Annotated in this window: 16 protein-coding genes; 7 read left to right on the plus strand and 9 right to left on the minus strand. The window is 63.8% G+C overall.

The window, feature by feature from the left end:
* Nucleotides 1-300 precede the first annotated feature (300 nt).
* The 7 genes from DL891_RS08415 (at nucleotide 301) to pgl (ending at nucleotide 9,586) form a co-directional block, all read left to right on the plus strand.
* Nucleotides 301-1,284 carry a heme A synthase gene (locus tag DL891_RS08415; RefSeq protein ID WP_232819076.1) on the plus strand — a complete coding sequence of 328 codons (984 nt, stop codon included), beginning with the start codon at nucleotides 301-303 and terminating at the stop codon, nucleotides 1,282-1,284.
* A gap of 170 nt (nucleotides 1,285-1,454) precedes the next feature.
* Nucleotides 1,455-3,563 (plus strand): transketolase, encoded by a 2,109-nt coding sequence (gene tkt, locus DL891_RS08420; protein ID WP_111719984.1) that lies wholly within the window; start codon nucleotides 1,455-1,457, stop codon nucleotides 3,561-3,563.
* 12 nt (nucleotides 3,564-3,575) lie between these two features.
* Complete coding sequence (gene tal / locus DL891_RS08425; protein ID WP_111719985.1) at nucleotides 3,576-4,691, plus strand: transaldolase; 1,116 nt, start codon at nucleotides 3,576-3,578, stop codon at nucleotides 4,689-4,691.
* On the plus strand, nucleotides 4,688-6,292 hold the full coding sequence (locus DL891_RS08430) for a glucose-6-phosphate isomerase (RefSeq protein WP_111719986.1): 1,605 nt from the start codon (nucleotides 4,688-4,690) through the stop codon (nucleotides 6,290-6,292). The genes tal and DL891_RS08430 overlap by 4 nt, the downstream gene beginning before the upstream one ends.
* A gap of 11 nt (nucleotides 6,293-6,303) precedes the next feature.
* Complete coding sequence (gene zwf, locus DL891_RS08435) at nucleotides 6,304-7,845, plus strand: glucose-6-phosphate dehydrogenase (RefSeq protein ID WP_111719987.1); 1,542 nt, start codon at nucleotides 6,304-6,306, stop codon at nucleotides 7,843-7,845.
* Nucleotides 7,842-8,822, plus strand: a complete 981-nt coding sequence (locus DL891_RS08440; protein WP_111719988.1) for a glucose-6-phosphate dehydrogenase assembly protein OpcA — start codon at nucleotides 7,842-7,844, stop codon at nucleotides 8,820-8,822. Before zwf ends, DL891_RS08440 begins: the two co-directional genes overlap by 4 nt.
* Nucleotides 8,819-9,586, plus strand: coding sequence for a 6-phosphogluconolactonase (pgl, locus tag DL891_RS08445; RefSeq protein ID WP_111719989.1), 768 nt, complete (start codon nucleotides 8,819-8,821; stop codon nucleotides 9,584-9,586). Before DL891_RS08440 ends, pgl begins: the two co-directional genes overlap by 4 nt.
* 192 nt (nucleotides 9,587-9,778) lie before the next feature.
* On the opposite strand, the gene DL891_RS08450 is transcribed toward pgl, so the two are convergent.
* From DL891_RS08450 to uvrC, 9 genes are all read right to left on the minus strand, one after another.
* Nucleotides 9,779-10,141, minus strand: coding sequence for an RNA polymerase-binding protein RbpA (locus DL891_RS08450; protein ID WP_111719990.1), 363 nt, complete (start codon nucleotides 10,139-10,141; stop codon nucleotides 9,779-9,781).
* Nucleotides 10,142-10,144: 3 nt separating this feature from the next.
* Complete coding sequence (gene secG, locus DL891_RS08455; protein WP_111719991.1) at nucleotides 10,145-10,396, minus strand: preprotein translocase subunit SecG; 252 nt, start codon at nucleotides 10,394-10,396, stop codon at nucleotides 10,145-10,147.
* A gap of 103 nt (nucleotides 10,397-10,499) precedes the next feature.
* Nucleotides 10,500-11,291, minus strand: a complete 792-nt coding sequence (tpiA, locus tag DL891_RS08460; RefSeq protein WP_111719992.1) for a triose-phosphate isomerase — start codon at nucleotides 11,289-11,291, stop codon at nucleotides 10,500-10,502.
* The gene (pgk, locus tag DL891_RS08465) at nucleotides 11,282-12,496 is read right to left on the minus strand and encodes a phosphoglycerate kinase (RefSeq protein ID WP_111719993.1); all 1,215 of its coding nucleotides are present in this window, start codon (nucleotides 12,494-12,496) and stop codon (nucleotides 11,282-11,284) included. The genes tpiA and pgk overlap by 10 nt, the downstream gene beginning before the upstream one ends.
* A 10-nt stretch (nucleotides 12,497-12,506) precedes the next feature.
* On the minus strand, nucleotides 12,507-13,511 hold the full coding sequence (gene gap, locus DL891_RS08470) for a type I glyceraldehyde-3-phosphate dehydrogenase (RefSeq protein WP_111719994.1): 1,005 nt from the start codon (nucleotides 13,509-13,511) through the stop codon (nucleotides 12,507-12,509).
* 127 nt (nucleotides 13,512-13,638) lie between these two features.
* The gene (locus tag DL891_RS08475; RefSeq protein WP_111719995.1) at nucleotides 13,639-14,265 is read right to left on the minus strand and encodes a superoxide dismutase; all 627 of its coding nucleotides are present in this window, start codon (nucleotides 14,263-14,265) and stop codon (nucleotides 13,639-13,641) included.
* A gap of 101 nt (nucleotides 14,266-14,366) precedes the next feature.
* Nucleotides 14,367-15,341 (minus strand): DNA-binding protein WhiA, encoded by a 975-nt coding sequence (whiA, locus tag DL891_RS08480; RefSeq protein WP_111719996.1) that lies wholly within the window; start codon nucleotides 15,339-15,341, stop codon nucleotides 14,367-14,369.
* 78 nt (nucleotides 15,342-15,419) lie between these two features.
* The gene (rapZ, locus tag DL891_RS08485; RefSeq protein ID WP_111719997.1) at nucleotides 15,420-16,295 is read right to left on the minus strand and encodes an RNase adapter RapZ; all 876 of its coding nucleotides are present in this window, start codon (nucleotides 16,293-16,295) and stop codon (nucleotides 15,420-15,422) included.
* Nucleotides 16,296-16,399: 104 nt separating this feature from the next.
* Nucleotides 16,400-18,391 carry an excinuclease ABC subunit UvrC gene (gene uvrC, locus DL891_RS08490; RefSeq protein WP_111719998.1) on the minus strand — a complete coding sequence of 664 codons (1,992 nt, stop codon included), beginning with the start codon at nucleotides 18,389-18,391 and terminating at the stop codon, nucleotides 16,400-16,402.
* Between the last annotated feature and the right edge of the window lie 14 nt (nucleotides 18,392-18,405).

Genomic DNA, 18,405 nt, shown 5'->3' on the forward strand with positions numbered 1-18,405 from the left:
GAATTCACTTGCACCATTAACTTGCACGATGTGCCGCTGAATACCAGAGGGTCGGTTGACTCTGCGGCCTCGCAATATCTGCGTGGCTCCAGACGAATAGACTGGACACGCGTTGATTCGTAGGTGCTGCTCGTGGATTCCCGTTGCCGGGCGCATTGCACAGCATCATGTAGCCGCGGAGTTCTTGCGACAGTGCCCAGAAAGATCAATTCTATCGAAGATGCCGCGAATGTGGAAGCCTCGGCGCATAAGCGCGCGCGCCCAACCGACCGACCAGCAGTGCACACGGGAGCAGAACCAGTGAGTCTCAGAAACGATGAGCGCCCTCGGGCATCAGAGAAGAATGGGCAGCCGACGCCCAAGCCGACGCGCAACCGACTGGCATCGTGGTTACTGCCCGACTCGCTCACCCGCCGCACACTCGTGTTCGGCTGGCTGTCACTCGTGACCGAAATCGCCATCGTGGGCACAGGCGGTGCAGTGCGACTGACCGGTTCGGGGCTCGGCTGCCCGACCTGGCCGACCTGCATTCCCGGTTCCCTGGTTCCCACCCCGGAATTGGGCCTGCACGGCGCGATCGAGTTCGGCAACCGCTTGATGACCGGCCTCGTCGGCATCATCGCGATCGTCATGGTACTCATGGTGCTGCGGTTGCGGCGGGAACGCCCCGACCTGTTCCGTCTCAGCGTATTGCTCCTCGTAGGCGTTCTGGTGCAGGCCGGCCTCGGCGGCATCACCGTTCTGACCGGGCTCAACTCCTACATCGTCGGTGCCCACTATTTTGTCTCGGCAGCGTTGGTCGCCCTTGCGGCCTGGCTTGTCTACAACCTGTACCACCTTCCACGCACCGAACCTGGGGCAGCGCTCTGGTATCGCGGCCTGGCGTTCCTGACGGGCGTCTTCGTCGTGATCACCGTGGCCATGGGGGTTCTCACCACCGGTGCCGGGCCGCACTCCGGCGATGCAGCGGCGCTGCGCAACGGACTCAACGCCGAGATCTGGGACCACCTGCACAGCTACCCGGGTTACATCCTGCTGGCGCTGATCATCGTGCTGATCGCGGTGTCGCATCATCTGGGGCGCGCTGCCGTGCTCCGGTTCGCCTATCCGTTGCTCGCGGTCACCCTCGTTCAAGCTGCTGTCGGGGTCATTCAGGCCAGAACTGGTTTGCCCGGCCTGCTCGTCGGCACCCACATGGTGTTGGCCTGCCTCGCTGTGGCTGCGATGACCGCAACCGTGCTGGCCGTTGTCGGGCGGGGCCCGGAGAAGATCTCGGTACGCTGAGCGGTCGAGACCTGGCCCACATCGACGGTGGTCGTACGAGAGGGTCTGACCGACGAAACTCCACGATGTTCCGAGCCTGCATGTCAGCTGACCGTGTGCTCCATGCGGAACGGTAGCGCGCGGTAGGCTGGAATTCGGTACCTCGTTCGTTCAGAAGGGTCGAGAAGTCAATGGCAGATCTCATGTGGGACTCACTCGACGGCAAAGCCGTCGACACCAGCAGAATCTTGGCGGCAGATGCTGTCGAGAAAGTGGGGAACGGGCATCCGGGAACGGCGATGAGCCTCGCCCCGGCCGCCTACCTGCTGTTTCAGAAGGTGATGCGCCGTGACCCCTCCGACGAACACTGGATCGGTCGCGACCGGTTCGTCCTGAGCTGTGGCCACAGTTCGCTCACGCAGTATGTGCAGTTGTACCTGGGTGGTTACGGCCTGGAGCTCGACGACCTGAAGGCGCTCCGAACGTGGGGATCCAAAACCCCCGGACACCCCGAGTACGGCCACACCAAAGGTGTCGAGATCACCACCGGTCCGCTCGGGCAAGGTCTCTCGTCGGCTGTCGGGATGGCCTATTCCGCACGGTACGAGCGTGGACTGTTCGACCCCGACACTGCCGCCGGCGAAAGCCCCTTCGACCACTTCATCTACGTGATAGCCAGCGACGGCGATCTTCAGGAGGGTGTGACCAGCGAGGCATCCTCCCTGGCCGGCCACCAGAAGCTCGGCAACCTGATCGTCATCTACGACAGCAACCAGATCTCGATTGAGGACGACACCAACATTGCGTTCACGGAAGACGTGCACGCCCGGTACGAGGCGTACCACTGGCACGTGCAGGAGGTCGACTGGAAGAAGACCGGCGTCTACCACGAAGACGTGCAGGAACTCCACCGGGCCATCGAGGCGGCCAAGGCAGAGCAGGACAGGCCGTCAATCATCATCCTGAAGACGATCATCGGCTGGCCGAGCCCCGGCAAACAGAACACCGGCGGCATCCACGGCTCCAAGCTGGGTGCCGACGAACTCGCCGCGGTCAAGGAAGTTCTCGGGTTCGACCCTGCGGAACACTTCGTCGTGGCTGACGACGTGATCGCGCACACCCGCCAAGCCGTTGACCGGGGTGCAGCAGAGCGTGCCGAGTGGCAGAAGTCTTTCGATTCCTGGGCGAGCGCACACCCCGAGCGCAAACAGCTTCTCGACCGGCTGCAGTCGGGCAAACTGCCCGATGGAATCGAGGAGGCCCTGCCTGAGTTCGAGGGCGGCACGTCGGTCTCCACTCGCGCCGCGTCCGGCAAGGTGTTGAACGCACTGGCCGGGCACCTGCCTGAGCTGTGGGGCGGTTCGGCCGACCTGGCCGGCAGCAACAACACCACCATCGAGGGTGCTGCCTCGTTCGTTCCGAGTGAGCACTCGACACACGAGTATGACGGCAATGAGCATGGCAGGGTGTTGCACTTCGGCATCCGCGAGCACGCGATGGCCGCTATTCTCAACGGAATCGTGCTGCACGGCCAGACCCGGCCGTACGGTGGCACCTTCCTGATCTTCAGCGACTACCAGCGCCCCGCGGTGCGGCTGGCCGCGCTGATGAACATTCCCTCGATCTTCGTCTGGACCCACGATTCGGTGGCGCTCGGCGAAGACGGTCCCACGCACCAGCCGATCGAGCAATTGGCGACCCTGCGGGCTATCCCGCAGCTCGACATTGTTCGCCCGGCCGACGCGAACGAGGTGGCCTGGGCCTGGCACACCATTCTGTCGAGGCGTGGTGGCCCGGTCGGGATCGCCCTGACCAGGCAGAACGTGCCGGTGTTCGAGCGCGGCACGGGCAACGCCAGCGGTGACACACTCGCCAGCGCGCAGAATGTCTCCCGCGGGGCCTACATCCTGGCAGAGGCTCCGGGCGGCACCCCAGACGTGATTCTGGTGGCCACCGGCAGCGAGGTGCAACTGGCCCTGGCCGCGCGAGAGACCCTGCGCGGTGAGGGCGTGAACGCGCGCGTCGTCTCGGCTCCGTGCCTGGAGTGGTTCGAGGAGCAGGATGCCGACTACCGCGAGCACGTGTTGCCGCCGGCCGTGCGGGCACGGGTCTCTGTCGAAGCCGGGAGCCCACTGAGCTGGTACCGCATGCTGGGCGACAGCGGGCGCGCCGTGGCGATCGATCACTTCGGGGCATCTGCCGATTATGAGACCCTGTTCGAGAAATTTGGAATCACCGCCGACCATGTTGTGAGTGCCGCCCGAGAGTCCCTCGCGGCCGCCTCCAGCGCCTCGGCCTAGAAGGAGAACACGATGAGCACAAAGAACATCCCACTGGGCGAACTCTCGGCGGCCGGCGTCAGCATCTGGCTGGACGATCTGTCGCGTGAGCGAATTGTCTCCGGCACCCTGACCGAGTTGATCGACCAGATGCACGTCGTCGGAGTGACCACCAATCCGACCATCTTCGCCAATGCCCTCGCAAAGGGCCACGGCTACGACGATCAGGTCGGGCAACTGGCGAAGGCCGGCGTTGACCGTGACTCGGCCATCATCGAGATCACCACGCACGACGTCGCCCAGGCCTGCGACCTCTTCCGTGCTACTTACGACGCGACCGCGGGAGTGGACGGCCGCGTCTCCATCGAGGTGGAACCCAGCCTGGCCCACAACTCCGCGGGCACCGTGGCTCAGGCCAAACAGCTGTGGGAGAAGGTCGATCGCCCCAACGTTCTGATCAAGATCCCCGCCACCGTTGAGGGTCTCGAAGCGATCACCGAGACGACCGCGGCCGGAATCAGCGTGAACGTCACCCTCATCTTCAGCCTGTCTCGCTACCGTGAGGTGGTCAACGCCTACCTGACCGGGTTGGAGAAGGCCAAGGCCAACGGCATCGACCTGTCCACCCTGCACTCGGTGGCGTCGTTCTTCGTCTCCCGTGTCGATACCGAGATCGACAAGAGACTGGATGCCATCGGCACGCCCGAAGCCGCCGCCCTGAAGGGCAAATCCGGTGTCGCAAACGCTCGACTCGCCTACCAGGTGTACGAGGAGTCGTTTGCATCGGAGCGCGCCAAGAACCTGCTCGCCGGGGGCGCCAACAAGCAACGCCCGCTGTGGGCGTCCACAGGGGTCAAGGACCCGGCACTGCCTGACACCATGTACGTCGTCGAGCTGGTGGCTCCGGAGATCGTCAACACCATGCCAGAGAAGACCATGAACGCTGTCGCCGATCACGGTGAGATTCGCGGCGACACGATTACCGGCAACTATGACGACGCCAACTCCGTGCTCGACCAGGTGGCCGAACTCGGCATCTCCTACGACGAGGTCACCGCGTTCCTGGAGACCGATGGCGTGGCAAAATTCAATGCCTCGTGGAGCGAACTCCAGGCCACCGTCGACGACGCACTGGAGAACGCACGATGAGTTTTCGCATTCAGGTCAGCGGCGCCGTCGAAGACGCGGTGAATCGGTTCGTGCCCACCCTGGTCACCGATCTTGTCGCATCCTCCATCGCCGACTCCAATCCCACGCTCTGGGGTCCGGATGCCGAGGCCGAAGCAGCGGTCAGGCTCGGCTGGGTGGAGGCGGCAATGACCTCGCGGCCGCTGGTCGCGGAGATCACGGCCCTGCGCGACCAGTTGCGGGCCGAGGGCGTCGATCACTTCATTCTGGCTGGTATGGGTGGGTCGTCGTTGGCCCCGGAAGTGATCACAAAGACGGCCGGTGTCGAACTGACGATCCTTGACTCGACGTCACCCGGACAGGTGCTCGACGCGGTGAAGGACCGACTCAAGACCAGCGTTCTGATCGTGTCGTCCAAGTCGGGTTCAACCGTGGAGACCGACAGCCAGAAGCGCACCTGGGAGAGGGCCTTCGCCGACAACGGTGTGGATCCCTTGAGGCGCATCATCATCGTGACCGACCCCGGCTCCCCGATGGACATTTCGGCCCGCCAGGCCGGCTATCGTGTTTTCAACGCTGACCCGAACGTCGGCGGCCGCTATTCCGCGCTCACCGCGTTCGGCCTGGTGCCTTCTGGGCTGGCGGGTGCCGACATCGGCCAGCTTCTGGACGAGGCAGACTCGATCGTGCTGCAACTGGCGCTTGATTCCAAAGACAATCCGGGACTGATCCTCGGGGCGGCCATCGCCGGAAACATGCCGCACACGAACAAGCTGGGTATTGTCACCGACGGTACCCACATTTCCGGACTGGGCGACTGGATCGAGCAGCTGCTCGCAGAATCGACCGGAAAGAAGGGCACCGGAGTACTGCCGGTTGTGCTCGACAAACTCGCTCCTGAGCTCGGCGAAGACCTACCCGACCTTCAGGTCGTGCGCCTGGTCGATGACGCGCACGCCTGGCATCTGATCCCCACGAACCGACACCACGGTGAGATTCTGGTGAGCGGCTCACTCGGTGCGCAGTTCATGGTCTGGGAGTATGCGACAGTCGTGGCCGGGCGCCTGCTCGGCATTGATCCGTTCGACCAACCCGATGTCGAGAGCGCCAAGGACGCGACCAGGGGCTTGCTCGATGATCGTCCCGAGACTCCCCCGGCGGTGCACACCGTCAAAGGGATCGAGTTGCGCGGCACTCCAGATGTCGTGCGGCCGGGTCTCGCCGAGTCAATCGATGCTCTGATCCAGAGTATCGGGCCCGACGGTTACATTGCTGTACAGGCATATGTGAATCGGGTGGCGCTGCCCCAAGCCGAGGGGGTGCGCAGCATGTTGGCGGCGCGCAGCGGGCGACCGGTCACTTTCGGCTGGGGACCCAGATTTCTGCATTCGACGGGTCAGTTCCACAAAGGGGGCCCCGCCATCGGCGCTTTTCTGCAGTTGACCGAAGAAGCGCCCGACGATCTGGGTATTCCCGATCGACCGTTCAGCTACGGACAACTGATCCAGGCGCAGGCCATGGGAGACGCGGCAGTGCTGGCTGACCACGGGCGTCCGGTGCTCACATTGAACCTGACAAAGCCGGAGGAAAACCTTCTGTCGCTGTTCGAGGCCTTGTCCTGACCGGGCGCGGTATGATTCCGGCGGAGATCACGGCAGAGTCCAACCCTCTTCGTTCACCCTCGGATCGAAGGCTCAACCGCATTGCCGGTCCCAGCAGCCTGATCATCTTCGGTGTGACCGGCGATCTGGCGCGCAAGAAGCTGATCCCCGCGGTCTACGACCTGGCCAACCGGGGACTCCTGCCCCCAGGTTTCGGGCTGGTCGGGTTCGCGCGCCGGGATTGGACAAATGAGCAGTTTCGGAACGTGGTGCACGACTCGGTCGTTGAGTACGCGCGCACCCCGTTCGACGAGGGCGTCTGGAACCAGTTGGCCGCGGGCATCCGCTTCGTATCTGGAACCTTCGATGACGCCGACGCATTCACGCGCCTGGGCGAGACGATCAGCGAACTCGACGCGAATCGCGGCACCATGGGAAACCACGCCTTCTACCTCTCGATACCGCCGGATGCCTTTCCGCTCGTCACCGAGAAGTTGCGCAACTCGGGTCTGGCCGAGGCTCAGCCCGACCAATGGCGACGGGTTGTGGTGGAGAAGCCTTTCGGAAGCAACCTGAAAACCGCGCGAGAGCTGAATGACGTTGTCGAGTCCGTTTTCCCCGCGGATTCAGTGTTCCGCATCGATCACTACCTCGGCAAGGAGACGGTTCAGAACATTCTGGCGCTGCGTTTCGCGAACCAGATGTACGAGCCTATCTGGAATGCCAACTACGTCGATCATGTGCAGATCACCATGGCCGAGGACATCGGGGTCGGAGGGCGGGCCGGCTATTACGACGGCATCGGTGCCGCTCGCGATGTGATCCAGAACCACCTGCTTCAGCTCCTGGCATTGACGGCGATGGAAGAACCCGTGTCGTTCGACGCCGCGGACCTGCGCACAGAGAAGGAGAAGATCCTCGCTGCGGTGCGGCAGCCGGCCGACCTGGCCACATCAACCGCACGCGGCCAGTACGCGGGCGGCTGGCAGGGTGGTGAAAAAGTGCTCGGGTTTCTTGAGGAGGACGGGATGAACCCGGATTCTCGCACCGAGACGTACGCAGCCATGCGCCTCGACATCGGCACCCGCAGATGGTCGGGTGTGCCGTTCTACCTGCGTGCCGGAAAACGGCTCGGGCGCCGGGTCACCGAGATCGCCGTGGTATTCAAACGAGCACCCCAGTTCCTGTTCCAAGAATCACAGACCTCCGAACTGGGTGAGAATGCGCTGGTCATCCGGGTGCAGCCCGACGAGGGCGTGACCATGCGCTTCGGCTCGAAGGTTCCCGGCGCCGGATTGCAGGTGCGCGACGTGACCATGGACTTCGGTTACGGCCATGCGTTCACCGAGGCCAGCCCCGAGGCGTACGAACGCCTGATCCTCGACGTTCTCCTGGGAGACCCGCCGTTGTTCCCCCGCCACCGCGAGGTGGAGCTGTCGTGGCAGATCCTCGATCCGATCGTGGAGTTCTGGGAGTCCGCCGGCACGCCCGAGGAGTATCGACCGGGAACCTGGGGTCCGCCGTCTGCAGACGACCTGCTTGCCCGTGATGGCCGTGTCTGGAGGCGACCGTGATCATCGACCTGCCGAACACCACCACCAGCCACATCTCGCGCAGCCTGGTCACTCTCCGTGAGGAGGGTGGGGCGGTTGCACTCGGACGCGTGCTCACCCTGGTGATCCCGATCTATGTGGGCAATGGTGAGGCAGAGATCGCCGCGGCCAACGACGCATCCCGAGAGCACCCGATGAGGGTCATCGTGTTGGTGGCAACCGCGGATCCCGAAGCGAAGCCGCGGCTGGATGCGCAGATCCGCGTCGGGGGCGATGCCGGTGCGAGCGAAGTGATCGTGCTGCGTGCGTCGGGGGAGGCCGCCAGCGATGAGCAGTCACTGGTCACCGGTCTGCTGTTGCCCGATGCGCCAGTCGTCGTCTGGTGGCCGAAAGTCGTACCCGAGATCCCATCGATGTCCTCCCTCGGCAGGATCGCGCAGCGTCGAATCACCGATGCCGCCGCCCAGCCGTCCCCACACGACGCCCTGCTTCACCTGGCGCAGTCGTATGCCCCGGGCGACACCGACTTCTCGTGGACGCGGCTCACCCTCTGGCGTGCCCAGCTTGCCGCGGTGCTCGACCAGCCGCCGTACGAGCCGATTCTCGATGTGGTCGTCTCAGGCGCAGCCGACTCCCCCTCGACGATTCTCCTGGCCGCCTGGTTGCGCCTGCAGCTCCGCGTTCCGGTAGAACTGATCAAGCTCCCAGCCTCCGAACACACCGCGGGGATCCACGGGGTCACCCTGCGCCGCGCCTCCGGCAACGTTGAGCTGGAACGCGCCGTACCCGGGGTCGGAACGCTGCGGCTGCCGGGACAGCCGGTACAGGGGCTGAGCCTGCCCAGACGGGGCCTTCGCGACTGTCTGGCTGAGGAACTGCGCAGGCTCGACCCTGACGACCTGTACGGTGAAGTGATCACCCGGGGCATCGAGATGCTCGAACACCCGGATGACGTAACCCCCATCCCGCCCCAGGCAGAAGGAGTAGGACAGCAATGAATTCTCAGTCTCGAGTACTGGTCCACCACGACAAGAACGCTCTGATGACCGCGGTCGGTGATCTGTTCGTGGTGACAGCGAAAGAACTGCTGGCCGAACAGGAGTCGATGCACGTCGTGCTCACCGGCGGATCGGTCGGCATCGGCTGCCTTGCGGCCATCGGCGAGTCTGGGGACCGTGACAGTATCGACTGGGCGCGCGTGCACCTCTGGTGGGGTGATGAGCGGTGGCTGCCCGCCGGCGACGCAGAACGCAATGACCAACAGGCCCACGACGCGTTGCTGGCAAAGATTTCGATCCCACCGGCGAATGTGCACCGATTTCCGGCGTCGGACGCTGGCATGGAGCTCGATGCGGCAGCGCAGGCCTACGAGGCGGATCTCGCTGGTTTTGGCGTCGAAGAGGGGTTGCCCAGATTCGACGTGACTTTTCTGGGGGTCGGACCCGACGCTCACATCGCTTCGCTGTTCCCCGACAAGGAGGAGATCCGAGTGACCGGGCGAAATGTGGTTCCGGTCAGGAACTCTCCCAAGCCGCCACCCGAGCGCCTCAGTCTCACGTTGCCGGCGATCAACTCCTCTGACCGCGTCTGGCTGGTGTTGGCGGGAGAAGACAAGGCGTCAGCACTGGGGCTCGCCCTGGCCGGCGCCAGCCCGAACGAGGTTCCGGTTGCCGGGGTTGCCGGGCGATTGCGAACCATGTTCTTCGTCGACGAGGCCGCCGCCGCAGAAGTACCGGCCGAGCTGATCGCGCCTGACTACTGATCCGCGTTCTCTCGGTGCTCGCCTCGCGACCGCTTGCCCAACGGGGTAGCCCCTGCTGGGCAAGCGGTCGCAGAAAAGCATTAGGCCGACTTTGCGGCGTAGACTCCCGCGGGTCGACGGATCCGACGAAGAGGGATCGCCTGGAAGCCCCCTCGGGGATAGCCCGGCGCGGTTGGGTCTGGTGCGGGAACCCTAGCTTGTGAGGGTCCCGCGACGCCGGCGGAGTTGCATGAGCGCATCTTCCAGAAGGGTCTTTGCCTCGTCCTCGGTACGACGCTCTTTCACGTAGGCCAGGTGGGTCTTGTACGGTTCGACCTTCGCCTCAACCGGCGGGTTGGCCTGGTCGCGGCCGGCGGGCAGACCCGACGACGGTGAATCGATGATCTCGGGGATGTCTTCGTCTGCAACATTTGCAGCGAAGTAGCGCACTGTCTCATTCCCCAGTGCGTCCCAGTAGCAGACCTTGACCCGCTCGGCGTGGTAGCCGTGGTCCTGCTCCCCCATGGGGCCGGCACCGACCCTGGATCCACGAATTGCGCTGCCGCCTGTTGCCATTGTTTAAAGCCCCGATTCCAGTTTGGTGATGAGTCCGATAACGATCACGCTGGCCATCCAGATGATCCCGAGGATGACGGTGATTCTATTGAGGTTGCGCTCGGCGACACCGGACGAGCCGAGGTTCGAGGTCACACCTCCGCCGAACATGTCGGAAAGGCCACCCCCACGACCCTTGTGCAGCAGAATCAGCAGCGTCAGCAAGAGGCTCGATATCGCGAGCACAACTATCATGACTACCTGGAGGATTTCCACAAAAGACCTTTCCTAAGCGACTGTCTGGTGATCTGTCGTTTGTTCACGACATGATGATGACCACGAATGATTATAACCCGTCCGCCGTCGACCGGCGGGCCGGTCAGCTTCCCACGTGCTTCTGGTAGCGCACAATACTGGCGAAAGCGGCCAGATCGAGGCTGGCACCGCCGACGAGGGCACCGTCGATGTTCGGCTCACGCATGTAGCCCGCGATATTGCTGGGGCTCACGGAACCGCCATACAGGATGCGCGTACGCGAGGACATCTCGTCGCCGCCGTGTTCCTGCAGTGTGTTTCGTAGGGCAACCGCCACCGATTCCGCTTGGTCAGCCGTTGCCGGCTGTCCCGAGCCGATCGCCCAGACCGGCTCGTACGCGACGACGATATCGGCCGACCCGGGCACTGAATCGAGCGCACGCTGCAGTTGGGCCACCGGAATCGCACTGGGACCGTGTACTTTGAGGTCTTCGGCTGATTCCCCGACGCAGATCACCGGCACCAGGCCGTGCCTGAGTGCCGCCTGCACCTTGCGCGCGACCAGGGCATCGTCCTCGGCGTGCTGGGTGCGGCGCTCGGAGTGGCCGATGATCACGTAACGGCAGTCCAGTTTGGCCAGGAATGCGGCGGAGACCTCCCCGGTGTGCGCCCCCGACTCGTGTTCGGAGACGTCCTGCCCGCCGTAGGTCAGCGAAAGCTTGTCGGCAGCGATCAACGTCTGCACACTTCGCAGGTCGGTGAACGGCGGAAAGATCGCCGCCTCGACGGCATCGAAGTCATGCGCAGCGTCCTTCAGGCTCCACGCGAGCTTCTGCACGAACGCAATCGCCTGCAGGTGATCGAGGTTCATCTTCCAGTTGCCCGCGATCAGCGCGGTGCGCTTGTTCACAGCCATCCGAGTGCCTCCAGACCCGGCAGGCGCTTGCCCTCGAGAAACTCCAGGCTGGCACCCCCGCCCGTCGAGATGTGACCGAACTGGTCATCTGAGAAGTTCAGGATTCGCACCGCCGCAGCGGAGTCGCCCCCGCCGACCACGGTAAGCCCGTCAACCTCGGTGAGAGCCTGCGCCACAGTTCGGGTTCCCTCCGCGAAAGCAGAGAACTCGAAAACACCCATCGGTCCGTTCCAGAAGACCGTGGCCGAAGAGCGGATCACCCGGGCGAAGCGCGCCGCACTGTCCGGGCCGATATCCAGCCCGATCCCAGCCGCGCCGAATTCACCCCCGGCCATGTCTTCCGCCGGAAGTACCGCGTGGGCCGCATCCGGGGCGAATCCGTCAGCCACGACCACATCCGTGGGCAACACGACGTTCACACCGAGCGCGTCTGCGCGGGCGAGGTATCCTTTCACGACGTCGATCTGGTCGGCTTCGAGCAGGCTCGCACCGGTCTGGTAACCGAGGGCCGCCAAGAATGTGAACATCATGCCACCCCCGATGACGATGTTGTTCACGCGCGGCAGCAGGTGATCGATGACGCCGAGCTTGTCAGAGACCTTCGAGCCGCCCAACACGACCGTGTACGGCGTGGCGGGCGACTGGGTGAGGCGCTCGAGAACCCCCAACTCGGTCTCGATGAGCGTGCCGGCGGCGCTCGGCAAGATGTGGCTGAGTTCGTAGACACTGGCCTGTTTGCGGTGCACCACACCGAAGCCGTCCTGAACGACGGCATCGGCCATGCCGGCGAGCTGGCCGGCGAACGCGCGCCGCTCCGTCTCGTCCTTGCTGGTCTCACCGGGATTGAACCTGAGGTTCTCCAACACCACGATCTCGCCATCGACGAGCGAGGCGACGCGGCTCGACGCCTCGTCCCCGACCGTTTCAGGTACGAAGCCGACTGTCTCGCCCAGTAACTCGCCCAGGCGCATGGCAACGGGCTCAAGACTGTACTTCGAGTCCTGCGCGCCCGCCGGTCGCCCGAGGTGGCTGATCACGACCACGCGCGCCCCCTGGCGGATCAACGCCTTGAGCGTGGGGATCGAGGCGCGGATCCTCCCGTCATCCGTGATGGTGCCCTCATCGAGAGGCACGTTCAGGTCACAACGGACGATTACCCTCTTACCGGTCAACGATCCCAGCGAATCGAGTGTGCGCAGTGTCATCGACTTCCTCTCAGAACCCGGACGCGACGAGTGCTGTCAGGTCAAGCAGACGGCTGGAGTAGCCCCATTCGTTGTCGTACCAGGCCGACAACTTGACCTGGTCGCCGACAACCCGGATCAGGCCGGCATCGAAGATGGCCGAGTGGGGGTCGCCAACGATGTCGCTGGAGACGATCTCATCCTCGGTGTACTTCAGGATGCCCTTCATCGGGCCCTCGGCCGCAGCGCGATACGCGTCGGCGATCTGTTCGACCGTGGCAGTGCGGGTGGCTTTGACGGTGAGGTCGGTCAGTGACCCGGTCAACACGGGGACGCGGAGCGCGAACCCGTCGAGCTTTCCGGCCAGTTCCGGCAGAACGAGACCAATGGCCTTCGCGGCACCCGTGGTGGTCGGAATGATGTTGGCGGCGGCTGCACGGGCACGACGCAGGTCGCGGTGCGGCCCGTCCTGCAGGTTCTGGTCGGCCGTGTAGGCGTGCACCGTGGTCATCAATCCGTGCTCGATACCAAAATTATCGAGGAACACCTTCGCCATCGGAGCCAGACAGTTGGTCGTGCAGGAAGCGTTCGAAATCACGTCATGCGCGGCAGGATCGTAGTCCTGATCGTTGACGCCCATGACGAACGTGGGAATCTCCCCCTTGCCCGGCGCGGAAATGATCACCTTGCGGGCGCCGGCATCGATGTGTTTGCGGGCATCGTCCGCCTTCGTGAAACGACCGGTCGATTCGATCACGATGTCGACGCCGAGTTCCGCCCACGGCAGGTTCGCCGGGTCTTTCTCCGAGAATGCGCGAATCGTCTTGCCGTTGACCTGGATATTGTCCTCGTCGTATTCGACGGAGGCAGCGAGCCGCCCGGCCACGGTGTCGTACTTCAACAAGTGGGCGAGCACCGAGTTATCGGTCAGGTCGTTGATGGCGACCACTTCGAATTCGCGGTCCTGGCTGAGGAGAATTCTCAGGTAGTCGCGGCCGACCCGGCCAAAACCGTTGATTCCGATCTTTACGGACATGTGTGTACTCCCGCTATTTTCTGTCTGCGCAATCGTGCGCAATCGAAGGGTCGGTTGACCCTGTGGTTGTGGGTGCTCTGCGAAGCCGGCCGGAGGGTCCGTGGTTCTCGGCCGGCTGGGAAACTGCCTAGGACAGAAGCAGGAGGCCTGCTGTCTTTTCGCGTGCAGCCTGGAAACGCTTCTCGACGTCGTCCCAGTTGGTGATGTTCCAGAAGGCCTTCACGTAGTCAGCTTTCACGTTCTTGTAGTCGAGGTAGAACGCGTGCTCCCACATGTCGAGAAGGAGAACCGGGACGGTGGCCGTTGCCATGTTCGACTGGTGATCGTAAAGCTGCTCGATGATCAGTCGCTCCCCCAGGCTGTCCCAGGCGAGAATCGACCAGCCGGAACCCTGGATGCCCATCGCCGATGCGGTGAAATGCGCCTGGAACTTCTCGAATGAGCCGAAGTGCTCATCGATGGCTGCGCCCAGCTCCCCGGAGGGTGCACCGCCGCCGTCCGGGCTCAGGTTATTCCAGAACACGGTGTGGTTGACGTGGCCGGCGAGGTTGAAGGCCAGGTCTTTCTGCAGCTTGTTGATATTGCCGAGATCGTTGTTGTCGCGTGCTTCGGCGAGCTTTGCAATGGCGGTGTTCGCGCCGGTGACATAGGCCTGATGATGCTTGTCGTGGTGCAACTCCATGATCGTGCCGCTGATGTGTGGCTCGAGGGCGGAATAGTCGTAGGGCAGATCGGCGAGTGTGTAATCAGACATTGGGTACATCCTCCATGGTGTCAGGCCGGACTCAGCGCCGGCTCAGCGAATACGCAACATCCTCAAGTCTATCCCCGTGTCTCGAGGCGACGGAGAATCAATCAGTCCAACTCTGGCGGCAGGTTCGCATCGGTGCCAGGAACGCCCAATTCGACCGCGCGCTTGTCGGCGAGGGCGAGCAGGCGCCGGATTCGGCCTGCGACAGCGTCTTTGGTCATCGGCGGCTCGGCATGGTGCCCGAGCTCATCGAGGCTCGCGTCTCGGTGACTCAGCCGCAGTTCACCGGCGTAGCGAAGGTGTTTGGGTATCGAGTCGCCCAGGATCTCCATCGCTCGTTCCACACGGGCGCAGGCGGCGACGGCGGCCTGCGCCGAACGTCGCAGGTTTGCGTCGTCGAAGTTGACCAGCCGGTTCGCTGTCGCACGAACTTCGCGGCGCTGTCGCAACTCGCGCCAGGTCTCGACCGCTTGGTGCGCGCCCATGCGCACCAACATGTCGGCGATCGCGTCACCGTCGCGAATGACGACTCGGTGAACGCCTCGAACCTCTCGTGCCTTGGCGGGAACGCCCATCCTGCCGGCAGCGCCGACGATGGCCATTGCAGACTCCGTGCCGGGGCAGACGATCTCCAACGCCGAGGAGCGCCCCGGGTCGGTCAGCGTGCCGGCCGCAAGAAACGCACCACGCCAGATGGCTGCCAGATCGTCGCGTGAACCGGTGGTCAACCTGTTGGGCAGGCCGCGCACCGGCCGTTTGCGCTGGTCGAGCAGGCCGGTCTGCCTGGCCAGGGTCTCGCCGCCTTCGATCACGCGGACCAGGTACTGCTCGGTGCGACGCAGACCTGACGCGGGAATGACGCTCACCTGGCTGGTCGCGCCGTAGAGTTCGGCGAGGTCACGGCGTACTCGCTGCACCAGTGCCCGGCTGTCGAGTTCGCTCTCGATCGCGATGCGGTTGGAGATCATGTGAAGTCCACCGGAGAACCGGAGGATCGTGGCCACTTCAGCCGCTCGTTGGGCGGTCTTTTTGACCCCGAGAGCGGTCAGTTCGTCTTTGACCTGCGCGGTGAGAGCCAATCGTGATTCCTTTTCTGGTGCTGATGCTGGTGATTCGTGGAGTTGGGAACTGCCCCGGGGAACCGTCGGCAGTCTCGGCTATTCGCGGCCAAGATCGCGATGTTTGACACTGACGACCGCACCGGGGAGCTCTCTGAGCAGTTCGCCGAGTTGGCCCGCGATCGCAACCGATCGATGCTTCCCACCAGTGCACCCGATCGCAATGGTCACGTGCCGTTTGTTCTCTCGCTGGTAACCGGCGAAGACCGGTTTCAGAGCCTCGACATAGTTTGCCACGAATTCGGCTTCCCCGGGGAGTCCGAACACGAACTCGCGTACCGTTTCGTCCAAGCCGGTGTACGGCCTCAGCTCGGGAATCCAATAGGGGTTGGGCAGAAACCTGGCGTCCGCCACGTGGTCGACGTCGGTCGGCATCCCATATTTGAAGCCAAAACTCATCACGGTGACCTGAAGCCCGGCTGTGTCTTCAGCGGCGAAGGTCTCCCTGATCATGGTCGCCAACTGGTGAATGTTGAGGTCGGAGGTGTCGATGATCAGGTCACCCAGGGCCCGCACCTCGCTCATCAGGGTGCGTTCAATGGCAATGCCGTCGAGGATGGTCCCATCGCCCTGCAGCGGGTGGGGGCGGCGCACCTGTTCGAAGCGGCGCACCAAGGTGTCGTCAGTGGCCTCGAGGAAGACAACGCGCAACTGGGTACCGTCGCGGAGCGCATGGATGATGTCGCGCAGGTTGGAGAAGAAGTCCCGGCCACGCACATCGACGACCGCAGCAAGTTTCGGGATTCGTGTTCCCGCCCTGGTTGCAAGCTCGACCAGATGTTTCAGCATCTGTGGCGGCAGATTGTCCACCACGTACCAGCCGATGTCTTCCAGGGAGTCGGCGACGGTCGAACGACCGGCGCCGGACATTCCGGTGATGATGAGTACTTCCTGCGGTTCTTCGTCGCCTGTCATGCTGGAATCGCCTCATCTTTTGCTCGGGTAGACACTGAACCCAGCCTACCGACTGCGGCAACCCACCAAGATCCGGACGAGGGCGTCTTCACCGGTGGCAGCGCTCACGGCGCCGGAGTGGCGGACAGGTGACGGTGGATGGTTTCGGCAAGGCTCGGCCCGATTCCCGGTACCTGGCCGATCTGATCGACTTCAGCCTGCTTCAACCGCGCGACCGAACCGAAGTGCTGCAACAGGGCCTTGACCCGCGCCGGCCCGACGCCCGGTATCTCACCGAGAACAGTGTTGATGTCGCGGCGTCGGCGGGAACGCTGAAAACTGATTGCAAACCGGTGCGCCTCGTCGCGGATGCGCTGGATCAGGAACAGGGCGTCTGAGTTACGGGGAAGGATCACGGGGTACTCGGAGTCGGGCAACCAGATCTCCTCCAGTCGCTTGGCGATTCCGCACAGTGCGATGTCGGTGATGCCGGCCTCGCGCAGGGCGCGCGCCGCGGCCTGGACCTGCGGTTGGCCACCGTCGACGATCAGCAGGTTGGGCCGATAGGAGAACCGGCCCGGAGCCACAGGGACCACCGCGGTCTCGATCACGGTCGTTCCGTCTCCGCCGGTCACGACCATGTCGCCGGCCTCGCCGGTTCCACCAGGTTTGCCGGTTCCGTTCTCGATGCCGGCGACGCCGGGAGCCTGTTCGTCCGTGGTGAGATACGCCACCCGGCGGCTGATCACCTGGTGGATTGAATCGGTGTCATCCGTGGATTCTGGAATGTTGAACCGGCGGTAGTGGTCCTTGCGCGGCAGGCCGTCTTCGAAGACCACCATGGAGGCCACGATGTTAGTTCCTGACAGGTGCGAAACGTCGAAACACTCCATCCGCAGTGGGGCCTGGGCCAGACCGAGCGCCTCCTGGATGTCGCTCAAAGCCTGGCTGCGTGCCACGAAATCGGCGGTACGCCGGGTCTTGTACAACATGAAGGCATTCGCCGCGTTCGCTCGCACCGTCTGCGCAAGTGCGGCCGTGTCGCCTCTTTGCGGCACCCGCAGCCGAACTCGTCGGCCCTCCTTGCCCGAATCGAGGGAACGGCGTTCGCCCAGCCACGTCTCCAATTCCTTCTGGTCCGCCGGCAGTACCGGCACCAGGACCTCCCGGGGTGGCACCAGCTGCTGGTACGCGTTCTGGAGCGCGGTCTCGATGAGCTCGGACTGGTCGATGTCCAGTTCCTTGTCGACCACCCAGCTGCGCACCCCGCGGATGCGTCCACCACGGACGATGAACAACTGCACGGCGGCGGCGAGCTCGTCGTCGACGATCCCGAAAACATCGGCGTCGACCGAGTCGGCCAACACGATTGCGGTCTTCTCCATGACGGCGGTCAGGGCCTGGATGTTGTCGCGGTGTCGAGCAGCGGCCTCATAGTCTTGCGCCTCCGCCGCCTGGTTCATCTTCGCGGTCAGGCCCTGAATGAAGCGTGTGTCGTTGCCCGACATGAAGGAGACGAAGTCGTCGACGACCTGGCGGTGTTCAGCGATCGTCACCCGGCCCACGCACGGAGCGACACAGCGGCCGATGTCGGCCAGCAGGCAGGGCCGGCCAGTCTGCTGGGCGCGCTTGAACACCCCATCGGTGCAACTGCGCATCGGGAAGACCTTCAACATCAGGTCGAGAGTCTCTCGGATGGCCCACACCTTGGTGTACGGCCCGAAGTAACGGGCGCCGGGAATGTTGTGGTTTCGCGTGATCAAAACACGCGGCACCTCGTCGGCAACCGTGACCGCCAGGTACGGATAGGTCTTGTCGTCGCGGAACTTCACATTGAAGGGAGGGTCGAACTCCTTGATCCAGCTGAACTCCAGTTGCAGGGCCTCGTACTCGTTGCCGACGACCGTCCATTCCACACTGGTCGCGGTCGTCACCATGCGCCGGGTGCGCTCGTGCAGGCTCGGCAACGGGGCGAAGTAGTTGCTCAGCCGGGCTCGGAGGTTCTTGGCCTTTCCGACGTAGAGCACTCGCCGGGTCGCATCCCGAAAGCGATAGACCCCGGGCGCGGTCGGAACCTCCCCCGGCTTCGGCCGGTACCCCACAGTGTCGGTGCTCATCGGTACGTGCTCAT

The sequence above is a fragment of the Homoserinimonas sp. OAct 916 genome (genome assembly GCF_003260275.1).
Lineage (GTDB): Bacteria > Actinomycetota > Actinomycetes > Actinomycetales > Microbacteriaceae > OACT-916.

Excerpts from the sequence above, each read along its gene's own strand:
- tal (WP_111719985.1), top strand. The coding sequence starts at position 3,576 with ATGAGCACAAAGAACATCCCACTGGGCGAACTCTCGGCGGCCGGCGTC.
- pgl (WP_111719989.1), top strand. The coding sequence starts at position 8,819 with ATGAATTCTCAGTCTCGAGTACTGGTCCACCACGACAAGAACGCTCTG.
- tkt (WP_111719984.1), top strand. The coding sequence starts at position 1,455 with ATGGCAGATCTCATGTGGGACTCACTCGACGGCAAAGCCGTCGACACC.
- uvrC (WP_111719998.1), bottom strand. The coding sequence starts at position 18,391 with ATGAGCACCGACACTGTGGGGTACCGGCCGAAGCCGGGGGAGGTTCCG.
- zwf (WP_111719987.1), top strand. The coding sequence starts at position 6,304 with ATGATTCCGGCGGAGATCACGGCAGAGTCCAACCCTCTTCGTTCACCC.
- pgk (WP_111719993.1), bottom strand. The coding sequence starts at position 12,496 with ATGACACTGCGCACACTCGATTCGCTGGGATCGTTGACCGGTAAGAGG.
- DL891_RS08475 (WP_111719995.1), bottom strand. The coding sequence starts at position 14,265 with ATGTCTGATTACACACTCGCCGATCTGCCCTACGACTATTCCGCCCTC.
- DL891_RS08430 (WP_111719986.1), top strand. The coding sequence starts at position 4,688 with ATGAGTTTTCGCATTCAGGTCAGCGGCGCCGTCGAAGACGCGGTGAAT.
- gap (WP_111719994.1), bottom strand. The coding sequence starts at position 13,511 with ATGTCCGTAAAGATCGGAATCAACGGTTTTGGCCGGGTCGGCCGCGAC.
- tpiA (WP_111719992.1), bottom strand. The coding sequence starts at position 11,291 with ATGGCTGTGAACAAGCGCACCGCGCTGATCGCGGGCAACTGGAAGATG.
- rapZ (WP_111719997.1), bottom strand. The coding sequence starts at position 16,295 with ATGACAGGCGACGAAGAACCGCAGGAAGTACTCATCATCACCGGAATG.
- DL891_RS08450 (WP_111719990.1), bottom strand. The coding sequence starts at position 10,141 with ATGGCAACAGGCGGCAGCGCAATTCGTGGATCCAGGGTCGGTGCCGGC.